Here is a 13,619-nt window from a genome sequence, read left to right on the forward strand (position 1 = left end):
AAGTTGAAACGTAAAAAAGGGATTGTGAATCACAACCCCTTTTCAAAGTAAATAATTTATAGTACTATTTAGCTGCTTGTGCTTTACCCACTACAGCCTTAAATGCTTCTGGATGATTTACAGCTAAATCTGCTAAAACCTTACGGTTAATTTCGATATTAGCTTTGTGCATCAAACCAATCAATTGTGAATAAGAAAGACCTTCAAGTCTTGCTGCTGCGTTAATACGCTGAATCCACAATGCTCTAAAGTTTGATTTCTTTTTCTTTCTATCGCGGTAAGCATATTGCAAACCTTTTTCGAAAGTATTTTTGGCTACTGTCCAAACATTAGCTCTTGCTCCAAAGTTACCTCTGGTTTCTTTTAAAATTCTTTTTCTTCTAGCTCTTGAAGCTACAGAATTTACTGATCTTGGCATAATTCCTAATTTTTGAATGTTAGCGTTCCAATTAAGGACTCTTTGGTGCTAACCACTCGGTTAATAACTAAAAAAATCAATAACTGATTCTTACAACATGTTAAGCATTAACTTAACGTTTTTCTGGTCTGCTTTATTTACAGTACCGAAGTAGGTAAGATTTCTCTTCCTTTTAGTGCTTTTTTTAGTCAAAATGTGACTTTTAAAAGCGTGCTTTCTTTTGATTTTTCCAGATGCAGTCAAAGTAAATCTTTTCTTTGCACTGCAATTTGTTTTCATCTTAGGCATTGTACAAATTTAAAAATTAATGTATATATAAATTATTCTACTTTTTCTTTGGAGTAATGAACATTGTCATACGCTTACCTTCTAATTTAGGTAGTTGTTCAACTTTTCCTAATTCTTCAAGATCTTGAGCGAATTTTAACAATAAAATCTCACCTTTATCTTTAAACAGGATCGAACGTCCTTTAAAGAAAACGTATGCCTTTACCTTTGCTCCTTCGTTAAGGAATTTCTCAGCATGTTTCAATTTAAAGTTGTAATCATGTTCGTCGGTATTTGGTCCGAAACGAATTTCTTTTACAACAACTTTAACCGCTTTAGCCTTAATTTCCTTTTGTTTCTTTTTCTGTTGATAAAGAAACTTTTTGTAATCGATGATCTTACAAACTGGTGGATCGGCTTTTGGTGAAATTTCAACTAAATCCAATTCTTGTTCATCCGCAAGTTTTAATGCTTCTGAAATTGAATAAACTCCTGGTTCTACGTTATCTCCAACAACGCGAACACTGCGGGCTCTAATTGCTTGATTAATTTTGTGTTGAGCCTCTTGAGGTTTTCTTTGACCTCTGTTGTTTCTTTGATGAAATCCAGCTATGGCTAGGTCCTCCTATTTTAGTTAGTAATTCTCGATAGAAGACAATTGTGCTTCTACTTCTTTATTAATAAATTCTGAAAATTCTGTAATAGTCATAGATCCCATGTCACCTTCTCCTTGTTTACGAACCGAAACTGTATTTTCTGCAGCTTCTTTTTCGCCAACAATAATCAGGTATGGGGTCTTTTTCAACTCGTTGTCACGGATTTTCCTTCCGATTTTCTCGTTGCGATCATCTAATACGGCGCGAATATCGGAATTATTTAACGAATTTAAAACTTTTTTTGCATAATCGTTATATTTTTCGCTAATCGGCATAATAACAGCTTGTTCAGGTGTTAACCACAATGGGAATTTACCACCTGTATGTTCAAGCAATACAGCAACGAATCGTTCCATAGATCCAAACGGTGCACGGTGAATCATAATTGGTCTATGTTTTTGGTTATCACTACCTACATATTCCAATTCGAAACGCTCCGGCAAGTTGTAATCAACCTGAATAGTACCCAATTGCCACTTACGACCAATTGCATCTTTAATCATGAAGTCAAGCTTTGGACCATAGAATGCAGCTTCACCGTATTCCACTACAGTGTTCAATCCTTTTTCTTCAGCAGCTTCGATAATTGCTTTTTCAGCTTTATCCCAATTTTCTTCTGCGCCGATATATTTTGCATGATTTTCTTTATCTCGAAGAGAAACCTGAGCAACATATTCGGTAAAGTTCAATGCTTTAAAGATGATGAAAATGATATCGATTACCTTTTTAAATTCATCTTTCAATTGATCTGGAGTACAGAACAAATGAGCATCATCTTGAGTAAAACTACGAACACGAGTTAATCCGTGAAGCTCTCCACTTTGCTCGTAACGATAAACGGTTCCAAATTCTGCAAAACGAACAGGAAGATCTTTATAAGAACGAGGCTTAAATTTATATGCTTCACAGTGGTGAGGGCAGTTCATTGGCTTCAACAAATACTCTTCACCCTCTTGTGGAGTCTGAATTGCCTGGAATGAATCTTCACCATACTTGTCGTAGTGACCGGAAGTTTTATACAAATTAATGTTACCAATATGCGGGGTAATAATTTGCTCGTATCCAAATTTCTTCTGAACTCGCTTCAAGAATGATTCTAAGCTTTCACGCAATTGAGCACCTTTTGGCAACCAAATTGGCATACCCTGACCAACATTTTGAGAGAAAGTAAACAATTCCATTTCCTTACCCAATTTTCTGTGGTCACGCTTTTTAGCTTCTTCCATCATTACCTCATACTCGTCAAGATATTTTTTCTTAGGGAAAGTAATACCATAAACACGAGTAAGCTGAGGACGTTTTTCGTCACCTCTCCAATAAGCACCAGCTACCGAGTTAAGTTTGATAGCCTTAATATAGCTTGTGTTTGGCAAGTGTGGTCCTCTACACAAATCGGTAAAACCACCTTGTTGGTAAAAGCTAATCGTACCATCTTCCAATTCGTTGATCAACTCAACTTTGTACTCTTCATTTTTTTCACCGAAAAACTTAAGAGCTTCCTCTTTTGTTACGTCAGTTCTTTTATATTCGTTCTTGCTACGTGCAAGCTCAAGCATTTTCTGTTCAATCTTAGGAAGATCTTTGTCGGTAAGTACCGTTCCATTTCCTAAGTCAACATCGTAGTAAAAGCCCATCTCAATTGCAGGACCAATACCAAATTTTACTCCCGGATACAAAGCTTCTAAAGCTTCAGCCATTAAGTGAGCTGAAGAATGCCAAAAAGCATGTTTCCCTTCTTCATCATCCCAAGTGTGAAGCTTAATACTTGCATCTTCGTTAATCGCACGTGTAAGATCATACAACTGATCGTTAACAGTTATCGACAAAACTTCTTTTGCCAATCGACTAGAAATGCTTTTCGCAATCTCGATACCAGAGACTCCAGCTTCAAACTCTTTTACTGTTCCATCTGGAAATGTAATTTTAATCATCCTATTGTTTTTAATTTTTATTCACACTGCTACAAACCAGCATGACATACTTAAATAGAAAATATGAATTTCGTTCTAATATTCAGCTGGTTGAGATAATAAATCAACCATTTTGAAATTCAATCCACAAAGATATAACTTTCTGTGCAAATAGAAATTTAAATTGTAAGCAATATTTAGCATTTCAATAGATTTAGCAATTTCTTAAGATGAGATATTATATTATGAAGACGATTAGGACTTGTAATGCTTATTAGTTCTGATTTATATCAGGATTAAAAATTTTTCTTTTCTACAAAAAAGTAGAATCTTTGGACTTTGTAAATACAACCTATACAAATTGTAAATAATTCAACAGACATGAGAAAAATAAGATTGATTTTAACATCTGCTATCGTGATGTGTTTCTCACTTGTAGTTCTTGCTCAGCAAGACGTGAAGAAAATAAGCATGGAAGATTTGATGCTAAATCGCACATTTGGTCAAAAATCGGTGTATGGATTACGTTCGATGAATGATGGAGTACACTATACTACATTGGAAGGCAACGGAACTAAAATTGTGAAATACAGTTTTGCAACGGGCAAAGTTGTTGAAACACTTTTCGATTTAAGTGAAATGAAGGATACTGACTTAAAGTATATCAGTGAATATACTTTAAGTAATGATGAGAAGAGAATACTGTTGACAACAAACCAGGAGAGAATTTACAGAAGATCGTTCACAGCCGATTATTACGTTTTTTCGTTTAAAAATAAGGAGTTGGTTCCGCTATCAAAAAATGGAAAGCAACGATTGGCAACTTTCTCGCCAAATGGAAATAGAATTGCTTTTGTAAGAGACAACAACTTATTTATTCATAATGTTCTTTTCGGGTCGGAAATCAGAATAACCAAAGATGGTGAGTTTAATAAAATCCAGAACGGTACTCCTGATTGGGTTTACGAAGAAGAATTCGAATTTAATAAAGCATTTACATGGTCGCCTGATAGTAAATTTCTTGCTTATATGAAGTTTGACGAGAGCGAAGTGAAGATGTTTAACATGAACAAGTTTGAAGGTTTGTATCCGCAAGTAAAAGAGAATGCACTTTACCCTGAAAACTATACTTACAAATATCCGAAAGCAGGAGAGAAGAACTCGGAAGTAAGTGTTTGGGTTTACAACGTGGAAGATCGTATTACCAAGAAAATGGATGTAGGAGAGGAGAAGGATCAGTATATTCCAAGACTGAAGTGGACCAAAGATCCTAAAAATCTAACCATTTACCGTTTGAATCGTCATCAGAATAAATTGGAGTTTTTGCTGGCCAATGCTAAAACCGGCGAGTCGGATGTAATGTATACACAAGAAAACAAGTATTACGTTGAAGAAGGTAATTTTGATTTTCTAACATTCCTAGATAACGGAACTCAGTTCATTTATCCTGATGAGAAAGATGGTTTCAATCACTTGTATTTATTCGATATGGTAACTGGTAAAGCGGTTAATCAAATTACATCAGGCGATTGGGATATGACAGATTTTCTAGGTTTTGATGAGGTGAAGAAAGTGTGTTATTACGAATCGGCAGAGGTTTCGCCAATGGACAGAAACACTTATTCGGTGAAATTGAATGGAACGGGAAAGAAACTGATTACTCCTGCTAAAGGAACAAATAGAACTGTATTTAGTAATGGATTTAAATATTACATCAACTACTTTTCTAGTGTTACACAGCCAAATACAGTTAGTCTGTACAATTACAAAGGCAAACTAATTCGTGTGTTGGAAGATAACAAGGCTTTGGTTGAGAAGTTGAAAAACTATCAATACAATCCGAAAGAGTTCACCATGTTGCCTGCGGCTGATGGAATGACAATGCTGAATGCGTGGATGATTAAACCATTCAATTTTAATCCTTCTAAAAAATATCCGGTTTTAGTGACTCAGTATAGTGGTCCTAATTCACAAAGTGTTCAGAATAGCTGGAGTTTTGATTGGTATCAGTATTTGGCTCAGGAAGGATATATTGTGGTATGCATTGATCCTCGAGGAACTGGTGCCAGAGGTCAGGAATTCCGCAAATGTACCTACATGCAGTTGGGAAGACTTGAGTCGGACGATATGATTTCAGCAGCAAGAGCTTTGTCTGAGGAGTCGTTTGTTGATGAAAATAGAATTGCAATTTGGGGCTGGAGCTTTGGTGGATTCATGTCATCACTTTGTTTGGAGAAAGCTCCTGATGTTTTTGCTGCTGCACTCGCAATTGCTCCGGTAACCAATTGGAGATACTATGATTCAGTTTATACCGAACGCTTTATGAGAACTCCTCAGGAAAACCCTAAAGGTTACGATGATAATTCGCCAATTAATCATGTAGACAAACTACAAGGGAACTTATTACTTTGCCATGGAACTGCAGATGATAATGTTCATGTACAAAATGTTTATGAGTTTGCAGAGCGATTGGTTCAAGCTGACAAGCAATTCGAAATGCAAATTTATACCAACAGAAACCATAGCATTTATGGAGGTAAAACCAGATTACACCTGTACAAGCGTTTCAATAAATTTTTAAAAGATAATTTATAAGCACGATTTAAGCTGATTTAAATAATAAAGGGAAAGAATTAAGAAATTTTTTCCCTTTTCTTTTGTGCAAACACTCAGAAATTTAGGTGAACGATGGTTGTTTTTTTGAAATTTTTTTGAAAAAAACACTTGCGAAAAACTAGGGAATCTCTATATTTGCATCGCAATTGTAAGAACAACGGTTCATTGCAAAATGCGAGAATAGCTCAGTTGGTAGAGCACAACCTTGCCAAGGTTGGGGTCGCGAGTTCGAGTCTCGTTTCTCGCTCAAAACGGTTTTTCTTTTCCGTTTAAATAAAAAAGGAAATTGCGAGAATAGCTCAGTTGGTAGAGCACAACCTTGCCAAGGTTGGGGTCGCGAGTTCGAGTCTCGTTTCTCGCTCTTTTGAAGAAATTTCCTCTTTTGAGGATTTTTTTACTGTACAAACTAGCATTACTAAAGCTGCTTCATTTTATGGAGCAGCTTTTTTTATTCTTTAAATCCTCAAAAAATACCTTCTGACCTTGTAGCTGCATTTTGTAATGATTTGGTAAAAAAATAGAAAAAAGGTAGTTTGCTGGTTTGCAAAGTATGTTTAATTCGGTTTTATGAGATAGGAATGTATGCACAAAAAAGACTCCCTTTCGGAAGTCTTTTAGATATATCAATTAGAATGTAAATCCAAAATCAAGGCTTACTAGCATTGCATTTAAGCCATCGCTTCTATCGTAATAAGCTGCTCTTAGCCCAATGCTTTTAAATTGAGCAACCTTTCCTTTTCTAAATGGCGATTTAAATTTGCCAATTCCCATAACTGGGGAATACTGAAATCCAATACCTACTTTATAGCTGTCAAAGTCAGACAGGTCATAATCTGATGTATAAAACTCAGGAGTGTTGGTTGCACTTGCCTGGCCGAATTTATAAAAGTCATCAGCGGCAGTTTGAGTATGATACCTGAAAAACGGTGAAACTATAAATGATTGAGAAATCATCATCGGCAATTCAATGCTAGCAGTATGTGCTGATATTCCCCAACTGTCGGTATAGAATCGATAAAAGGTTTTTAATCGAACAAAATCACTTAAATAATAATTCCATCGCATAGAGATTGGAATTTTCAGTCTACTGTCATCCAATTGCTCAACATGACTTAATCCTCTTAAAGTAGCCATATCGTCATTGATGTTCGCATCATCGAAAAATACCCGATGGAATGGAGTTGATAACAATCCGCTTTGCGACACTACTTCAGCCGAAAATAAAGCTTGTAAGCGCTTGTTGATTACCTGAGAGTAGGACAGGCCCAGCTTTAAGGTTGTACGAACATCGTCTTTTAGCCATTCTGTTCCCGTTCTTAGTTCTACAGGATAAATTCGATTCCACGTGTCATTCATGAACAAACCATCAATGGTTAGAGATCGGTTTTGATCTTTTGAATTAAAAGTGTAAGAACCACCTGCATGAAAGGAGGTAACATCAAATTCTGCCGAAGCACCACCTGAAATACTATAAGCATTACCTGAATTAGCCAAAGTGTGCGAATAGGCAGCATTAAAGTGAACTCTTGCATCCATACTCGAAGCAGAAGATTTATTAATCTCAAAATAATCGACATTATCGGTAGATGCTGACGAGTAAATATCTACTCCAAAGTTTAAGTCGAGAGCCGATAAAGAGTCAATAGGAACATGAACCACAAAGCTTGGTGCAACATTGTCCAATTCTTCGGTTCCCATTCCACCAGTAACCGGAGAATGATCGCCGTCCTGTTCGTAATAGTTGAATAGGAAGTTCACCTCAGTGTCCTTAAAATCTTCAGGCGATTTTTTAATCTTAACTTTTTTGCGACTTTCTTCCTGTCTATCGTCAAGACTATTTTTATCGGTTTGAGAGAATCCTGTCATGCCAATTCCTAATAACAAAAACAGGCTTAATAGAGTTTTTAATTGCATCCGCAACCTCCTCCCGATTTTCCACCATTAGCACCTGCCGCACCTTCACGATACGCCTGGAAATTGGTTTCGTAAACCTCTAATTTCTTTGCTTGCAATGCCATTTCAGCATCGTTAAGATATGCTTTTTGATATGCCGCCACGGAAACACAGCTGTTCATGGCAACTACAGCAAGCAATCCAAATAGCATTAATTTGATTTTTCTTTTACTCATTGAATTTTCCTATTTGAATTTGATGTGAGTTATTTTGATTATTTGTTTTGTGATATTCTAACTTTAAGTTGGAGGAAGTAAGCATTTCTTGATCGTCGGTAACCAAAATACATTCAACTCCATTTAATTTGTTGATTAATTGTAAACCACTTTTAGCTCCTAAAACAAAAACAGAAGTGGCAAGTGCATCAGCCAATTCGGCATTCGGACAAATAATGGTAACACTGCTTAATCCACTTACGGGATAACCTGTTCTGGGATCAATAATATGTGAATATCTTTTCCCATTAAAGGTTACAAATTTTTCATAGTTTCCGGAGGTTACTACTGCGGTTTCACCTATGCTCAACCAAGAAAATATTTTGTCTTTTTCTTTTGGATTTGATATTCCAATTTTCCAATCCTTACCATCTTCATCTTTTCCCCAGGTGATTAAATCGCCCGAAGCATTTACCAAGGCACCATCTAATCCCATTTTCGACATCACTTCGAGTGCTTTATTTGCTGCATAACCTTTACCAATTGCACCAAAGCCAATTTTCATTCCTTTCTTTTTGAGAAATACGCTTGTATTCTCATTGTCAAGTATAATGTCTTTGTAATTTATTTTTGAAACAGATTTTGCTACGCTGGCTGAATCTGGCATTTGAATCATACTTCCGTCAAACTTCCATATTTTGTCCATTGATGCATAACTAATATCGAATGCACCATGTGTTAAATCAGATATTTTTTTGCTTCTTCTGATTAGGTTGAATAATTCACGATCAACTTGAACAGGCTTAATGCCAGCATTACGAACAATTGCCGATGTTTGTGAATTTGAATCCCAGGAAGAAATTAAGTTTTCAATTCTTTGTATTTCATTTATCCCAGCCTCTATTGCATTATTTGCTTTTATTGCATCCTTGGTAACTGCTGTAATTTCGAATCGGGATCCCATTAACAGCAAGACCTTTTTATGCGATTTATTTTGTCCGAATGTAATAAGACTGAGGACAAGGAAAAGTGCCATTGTCAGTAATCTTCTCATTCCTTTAATTTAAGAATGATTTAATGTGATTAATGTATTGAGTAGGATTTAGCTTTTTGTAGCCGGTTTTTCCTAAAACTTTCCCTTCTTTATTCAGAAGGACAATGGTAGGGAAATGCCCTTTGTTATTATACTTTTCAGCAAGCTTTTCGTTAACTTTAACTTGTTCTTTGCTGAGTTTGTTCTTTTTAGAACGAGGAAAATCCAAATTTAAAATAACAAGTTTGTTTTTGGCAAAATCTTTAAACTCTTCTGTGTTTAGGATTGTTTTCTTTAATAGGATACAGGATTTGCACCAATCGGAGCCAGAGAAATTCATGAATACAAATTTGTTCTCTTTTTTTGCTTGTTCTAAAGCTTGATTTAAATCTGTTTGTGCTTGAATTTTATTTGTAGCAAGGAGTACTACAAATAGTAAAAACATTGATTTTACAATCTTCATTCTAGTTTCTATTTAGTTAAATGTATTTTTAATCAAAACATAAAAATCTAAATCAAAACTAAAAAAAAAAAACTTAGAATGCCTAGTTGTCGTGTTAAAAGATGTAAAAATCTAGATATTTGGACAATCTTATAGGTTGCTTTATTTAAAATCGGATTCCATTATTGTGAAGTATGCTAAGTACTTCAGTACCCAGTTGAGGTGTAATAGTTCTCAGCATTTGATTGATTTTTTCATTCTCAATATCGGTTAATCCCAGTATAATGTATGCTGAATTTCTATCTTCAGGCGCATCTTTAATCAATTCCAATAGAATATTTGTTCCAGAATGAAACTCCTTATTTGATAAAACCGAAAGGTTGACGAAAAATTGGCTTGCAGTACGAACAATTTGGCCATCCGTTTCAACCTGGATAAAAGGAAACAAAGCCATAACAGCTTTTGGATTACTTTTTCTGATAACTGAACTTAGCGCGGTTAGAAGTTTAGTTCTTTCTTCGCTTGAAGTTTTATTAATAAGATATTCGAACATGCGAAAAAGAACAGGAATAATATTTTTGTTGCGACTTTCACCATATAAAAAACATGTTCTAAAAGTCATTACTTGCAGTTCATTCTTATCCAATTCATCCCATTTATCAGATTGCAATGCGATTTTATCTAAATAGGAGTAGTCCTTCTTCTGATTAGCCATATCGAAATTTTAATTTGCGCAAAGATATAAACATGAAAACATTCTCCAATACGAAATCAAGCAGAATTAAATATATGGAATTATTAGGATAAGATTAAAAATCTTTTGCAATTATTTCTTTTTTGTTAATTTTGCTTGCCTTGCCCAAGTGCTGGAATTGGTAGACAGGCATGGTTGAGGGCCATGTGTCCGATTGGGCGTGCGGGTTCGACTCCCGCCTTGGGCACAAAAGCTTTGTCAATAGGCAAAGCTTTTTGTAATTCTATACCTAGCTTCCATTAATTTATTTAATTTAGTTATTTGATATCAAAATGTAGATTTATGATAGGAACGCTGATCAACATTGGTGCTATAATTCTTGGAGGTAGCATTGGTCTTTTATTTAGGACTAAAATTCCCGAACGTTTATTTAAAATAGTATTTCAGGCAATTGGTGTTTTTACCCTTTACTTGGGAATTAGCATGGCGCTTAAGGCAAATGAATTGCTTATTATGGTGTTTAGTTTGGTGTTGGGATCTTTGCTTGGAGAGTTGCTTCGATTGGAAGAACGAGTAGAGATGTTAAGTGAACGCTTGAAGAAAAGAGTAGGCAGTGGGGATGCAAACTTTTCAACAGGCTTGCTTACTGCATTCATGCTTTTTTGTATGGGGGCAATGACCATTGTTGGGAGTTTAGAAGAAGGTATGGGAAAAGAGCCAACTTTGTTGCTAACCAAATCTTTAATGGATGGCATATCCTCGGTAGCCTTGGCAGCAGTAATGGGAATTGGAGTTCTTTTTTCGGTTATTCCTCTTTTAATTTATCAAGGTGGATTAACCCTTTTGGCAGCATTGTTTGGTGATATTATTCCTCAAGTAATAATCAATGAAATAACAGGAATAGGAGGAGTGTTAATAATTGCTTTAGGAATAAGCATTTTGGAACTTAAAAAAATTAAAGTTTTGAATATGTTACCAGCAATACTAATTGAAATACTTCTGTGTTATATCTTTTTATAAATTTGTAAATCCGCATGTCAGGGTAACCTCTAAAAAATACAGAATTGAAACAAGAAATTGAAAACGCGTTAATCAGATTGTTTGAAAATTGGGCTCAAGATAAAGTAGTTGAAACAGAGCTCCTTCCGCAATCTGGTTCGTACAGAGAATATATAAGAATTATCGGTAAAAAGAGAATTGTTCTTGGAGCCTATAATGCCGACTTAAAAGAAAATCATGCTTTCATAAGTTTTAGCAAGCATTTTTTATCGAAAAATTTACCAGTGCCTGAAATCTATCATCAAGACGATGAAAATGGATTATACCTATTGCAGGATTTAGGAAAAACAACCTTGTTTGATTACATATTGAATCTTCGTGTTGGTGAAGGATTCGCTACCGATTTGGTATTGATTTACAAGAAAATCATAAGTCAATTGGTGCGTTTTCAAGTGGAAGGGGGAGAAGGATTGGATTTTACCGCTTGTTATCCTCGAGATAGCTTCGATAAGCAGTCGATGATTTGGGATTTACATTATTTTAAATATTACTTCCTAAAATTGGCCAAGATTCCATTTGATGAGCAATTACTGGAAAATGATTTTCAAAAGTTCTCGGATTACCTTTTGGATGCACCAAGAGATTATTTTTTATATCGTGATTTTCAGTCAAGAAATATCATGTTGGTGAATGGTGAACCTTGGTTTATCGATTATCAGGGAGGAAGAAAAGGAGCTTTACAATATGATCTGGCATCATTGCTTTATGATGCAAAGGCTGATTTGCCGCAAGAAGTAAGAGATGAATTGTTTGATCATTACCTTCAGGAGATTAAGAAAGTACAAGAAGTCGATTTGAAAGCATTCAAATCATTCTTCCAGGGATATGTTTTGATTCGTATTATGCAAGCAATGGGAGCTTATGGTTTCCGTGGGTTTTACGAGAGAAAAGAGCATTTCTTAAAGTCGATACCATATGCGCTAAAGAATTTGGAAACGATATTAGGTCGATTGGATATGCCTGTGGAGTTACCAGAATTAACCAAAGCGCTTAATGAAGTGGTTAGTTCGGAATTTTTACAGCATGTGGGAAAAGAAGAAGAGGTTAAACTAAATGTAGAAATCAACAGTTTCTCATATCGCAGGGGAATACCATTGGATAAGTCAACAAATGGAGGGGGATTCGTGTTTGACTGTCGTGCCATTCATAATCCGGGAAGGTATAAAGAGTATGTGGAAATGACAGGAAAAGATCAGCCGGTAATTGACTTTTTCAAAGAAAAGAGTGAAATGGATGAATTCCTTACATCGGTTTACGCTATTGTAGATATGAGTGTTGGCAAGTACATTAAGCGAAAATTTACAAATTTACAGGTGAGTTTTGGTTGTACAGGAGGTCGACATCGTTCAGTGTTTTCAGCAGAAAGTTTAGCCAAGCATTTAAGCGAAAAATTTGATGTGAATATTAGTTTGCGACATATTGAAAGAGAAATAGAGGGGAATTAAAAATGAGCAAGAAGCGTTGTAAATTGTCACCAGAGGAGTATGCGGAGAAGGTTTGTAAAACGGAACAATTCATTTGTCCGAAATGCAATAGAGTAGCAAAAAGTGCCAAGAAACTTTGCAAGGCTAAAAAGATTGAAATAGATAAAGACAGAATATTTTACAAGTAACTTCACTGATAACTGAAAAATGTTGAATGCAATGATATTTGCAGCAGGATTGGGCACAAGATTAAAACCTTATACCAATACCAAACCAAAGGCTTTGGTTGAACTTGCTGGCAAAACACTATTGGAAAGAGCAATTCAAAAGCTTGTAAAGCTGGGTGTTGATCGCATTGTAATAAATGTGCACCACTTTGCCGATTTAATTGATGATTTCCTGAAAGAGAATAACAATTTTGGTGTGGATATTCGTATTTCTGATGAACGAGATCATTTATTGGATACAGGTGGAGGCTTAAAGAAGGCCATAGATTTATTTATTCCTGATGCTCCTGTGTTAATTTACAATGTAGATATTCTCTCTTCAATTGATTTGAATGAATTGATTCAACAACACGAATCATCAAAAGCTTTGGTAAGCATGGTGATGCGAAAGCGCGAAAGTAGTCGTTATTTGTATTTTAACAAAGAGAAACAGCTAACGGGTTGGAAGAATTGTAAGACCGCAGAGGTAAAACAGGCTAGGACTGATATGGAAGAATCAGAACCTTTGGCATTTAGTGGCATTCATTTAGTTGATCCTAAACTTTTTGATTTGATAGAGGAGGATGGAAAATTCTCCATTATCGATTTGTATCTGCGATTGGCAAAAACCGAAAAAATGTTGGCCTACAAAGATCAATCAGATTTGTGGTTCGATTTGGGAAAACCAGAGCAACTGCAGAAAGCAGAGATATTAATTAAGAATAATGAACAATAAAAATTGAACTTTCTAACGGTTCGACTATTAGACTTTAAGATTTAAAAAAA

At 35.4% G+C, this 13,619-nt stretch carries 14 protein-coding genes and 3 tRNA genes; 8 read left to right on the top strand and 9 right to left on the bottom strand.

What is annotated here, in order from left to right:
* Positions 1–64: 64 nt before the first annotated feature.
* From rplT to thrS, 4 genes are all read right to left on the bottom strand, one after another.
* On the bottom strand, positions 65–418 hold the full coding sequence (gene rplT / locus ACKPCA_RS01200; RefSeq protein ID WP_120239044.1) for a 50S ribosomal protein L20: 354 nt from the start codon (positions 416–418) through the stop codon (positions 65–67).
* Between the two features lie 90 nt (positions 419–508).
* Positions 509–706, bottom strand: coding sequence for a 50S ribosomal protein L35 (rpmI, locus tag ACKPCA_RS01205; protein WP_054722596.1), 198 nt, complete (start codon positions 704–706; stop codon positions 509–511).
* A 37-nt stretch (positions 707–743) separates the two neighbouring features.
* Positions 744–1,298, bottom strand: a complete 555-nt coding sequence (infC, locus tag ACKPCA_RS01210) for a translation initiation factor IF-3 (protein ID WP_083464767.1) — start codon at positions 1,296–1,298, stop codon at positions 744–746.
* Between the two features lie 21 nt (positions 1,299–1,319).
* The gene (gene thrS / locus ACKPCA_RS01215) at positions 1,320–3,272 is read right to left on the bottom strand and encodes a threonine--tRNA ligase (protein WP_321280896.1); all 1,953 of its coding nucleotides are present in this window, start codon (positions 3,270–3,272) and stop codon (positions 1,320–1,322) included.
* Positions 3,273–3,632: 360 nt separating this feature from the next.
* Here thrS and ACKPCA_RS01220 point away from each other — a divergent pair, with 360 nt between their 5' ends.
* From ACKPCA_RS01220 to ACKPCA_RS01230, 3 genes are all read left to right on the top strand, one after another.
* Positions 3,633–5,846, top strand: coding sequence for a S9 family peptidase (locus ACKPCA_RS01220; RefSeq protein ID WP_321280897.1), 2,214 nt, complete (start codon positions 3,633–3,635; stop codon positions 5,844–5,846).
* Positions 5,847–6,041: 195 nt separating this feature from the next.
* A tRNA-Gly gene (locus ACKPCA_RS01225) sits at positions 6,042–6,114 on the top strand.
* A gap of 41 nt (positions 6,115–6,155) precedes the next feature.
* Positions 6,156–6,228 (top strand) — tRNA-Gly (locus ACKPCA_RS01230).
* Positions 6,229–6,494: 266 nt separating this feature from the next.
* Here ACKPCA_RS01230 and ACKPCA_RS01235 read toward each other — a convergent pair.
* The 5 genes from ACKPCA_RS01235 to ACKPCA_RS01255 all read right to left on the bottom strand — a co-directional run bounded on the left by ACKPCA_RS01235 (position 6,495) and on the right by ACKPCA_RS01255 (position 10,165).
* The gene (locus ACKPCA_RS01235; protein WP_321280898.1) at positions 6,495–7,733 is read right to left on the bottom strand and encodes a DUF3570 domain-containing protein; all 1,239 of its coding nucleotides are present in this window, start codon (positions 7,731–7,733) and stop codon (positions 6,495–6,497) included.
* 38 nt (positions 7,734–7,771) lie between these two features.
* Positions 7,772–7,996, bottom strand: coding sequence for a DUF4266 domain-containing protein (locus tag ACKPCA_RS01240; protein WP_054722606.1), 225 nt, complete (start codon positions 7,994–7,996; stop codon positions 7,772–7,774).
* A complete protein-coding gene (locus ACKPCA_RS01245) occupies positions 7,989–9,029 on the bottom strand; it encodes an FAD:protein FMN transferase (protein WP_321280901.1) in 1,041 nt (346 codons plus the stop codon). Before ACKPCA_RS01245 ends, ACKPCA_RS01240 begins: the two co-directional genes overlap by 8 nt.
* Positions 9,030–9,033: 4 nt before the next feature.
* Positions 9,034–9,471 (bottom strand): thioredoxin family protein, encoded by a 438-nt coding sequence (locus tag ACKPCA_RS01250; RefSeq protein ID WP_321280902.1) that lies wholly within the window; start codon positions 9,469–9,471, stop codon positions 9,034–9,036.
* Positions 9,472–9,616: 145 nt separating this feature from the next.
* Positions 9,617–10,165, bottom strand: a complete 549-nt coding sequence (locus tag ACKPCA_RS01255; RefSeq protein WP_321280903.1) for a hypothetical protein — start codon at positions 10,163–10,165, stop codon at positions 9,617–9,619.
* 142 nt (positions 10,166–10,307) lie between these two features.
* On the opposite strand from ACKPCA_RS01255, the gene ACKPCA_RS01260 reads away from it, so the two are divergent.
* The 5 genes from ACKPCA_RS01260 to ACKPCA_RS01280 all read left to right on the top strand — a co-directional run bounded on the left by ACKPCA_RS01260 (position 10,308) and on the right by ACKPCA_RS01280 (position 13,569).
* Positions 10,308–10,391: transfer RNA gene (locus ACKPCA_RS01260), tRNA-Leu, on the top strand.
* A gap of 95 nt (positions 10,392–10,486) precedes the next feature.
* The gene (locus tag ACKPCA_RS01265) at positions 10,487–11,164 is read left to right on the top strand and encodes a DUF554 domain-containing protein (protein ID WP_321280905.1); all 678 of its coding nucleotides are present in this window, start codon (positions 10,487–10,489) and stop codon (positions 11,162–11,164) included.
* A 44-nt stretch (positions 11,165–11,208) separates the two neighbouring features.
* A complete protein-coding gene (locus ACKPCA_RS01270; RefSeq protein ID WP_321280906.1) occupies positions 11,209–12,648 on the top strand; it encodes a RapZ C-terminal domain-containing protein in 1,440 nt (479 codons plus the stop codon).
* 2 nt (positions 12,649–12,650) lie between these two features.
* Positions 12,651–12,815: a hypothetical protein gene (locus tag ACKPCA_RS01275; protein ID WP_321280908.1), complete on the top strand. Its 165-nt coding sequence runs from the start codon at positions 12,651–12,653 to the stop codon at positions 12,813–12,815.
* Between the two features lie 31 nt (positions 12,816–12,846).
* Entirely contained in the window at positions 12,847–13,569 is a 723-nt protein-coding gene (locus ACKPCA_RS01280; protein WP_321280912.1) for a nucleotidyltransferase family protein, read from the top strand.
* The last annotated feature ends 50 nt before the right edge of the window (positions 13,570–13,619 follow it).

It is taken from the genome of Marinifilum fragile (genome assembly GCF_963677365.1).
Lineage (GTDB): Bacteria > Bacteroidota > Bacteroidia > Bacteroidales > Marinifilaceae > Marinifilum > Marinifilum fragile.

Excerpts from the sequence above, each read along its gene's own strand:
- ACKPCA_RS01245 (WP_321280901.1), bottom strand. The coding sequence starts at position 9,029 with ATGAGAAGATTACTGACAATGGCACTTTTCCTTGTCCTCAGTCTTATT.
- ACKPCA_RS01235 (WP_321280898.1), bottom strand. The coding sequence starts at position 7,733 with ATGACAGGATTCTCTCAAACCGATAAAAATAGTCTTGACGATAGACAG.
- ACKPCA_RS01240 (WP_054722606.1), bottom strand. The coding sequence starts at position 7,996 with ATGAGTAAAAGAAAAATCAAATTAATGCTATTTGGATTGCTTGCTGTA.
- ACKPCA_RS01280 (WP_321280912.1), top strand. The coding sequence starts at position 12,847 with ATGATATTTGCAGCAGGATTGGGCACAAGATTAAAACCTTATACCAAT.
- ACKPCA_RS01250 (WP_321280902.1), bottom strand. The coding sequence starts at position 9,471 with ATGAAGATTGTAAAATCAATGTTTTTACTATTTGTAGTACTCCTTGCT.
- rplT (WP_120239044.1), bottom strand. The coding sequence starts at position 418 with ATGCCAAGATCAGTAAATTCTGTAGCTTCAAGAGCTAGAAGAAAAAGA.
- ACKPCA_RS01265 (WP_321280905.1), top strand. The coding sequence starts at position 10,487 with ATGATAGGAACGCTGATCAACATTGGTGCTATAATTCTTGGAGGTAGC.
- thrS (WP_321280896.1), bottom strand. The coding sequence starts at position 3,272 with ATGATTAAAATTACATTTCCAGATGGAACAGTAAAAGAGTTTGAAGCT.
- ACKPCA_RS01220 (WP_321280897.1), top strand. The coding sequence starts at position 3,633 with ATGAGAAAAATAAGATTGATTTTAACATCTGCTATCGTGATGTGTTTC.
- ACKPCA_RS01275 (WP_321280908.1), top strand. The coding sequence starts at position 12,651 with ATGAGCAAGAAGCGTTGTAAATTGTCACCAGAGGAGTATGCGGAGAAG.
- ACKPCA_RS01255 (WP_321280903.1), bottom strand. The coding sequence starts at position 10,165 with ATGGCTAATCAGAAGAAGGACTACTCCTATTTAGATAAAATCGCATTG.
- rpmI (WP_054722596.1), bottom strand. The coding sequence starts at position 706 with ATGCCTAAGATGAAAACAAATTGCAGTGCAAAGAAAAGATTTACTTTG.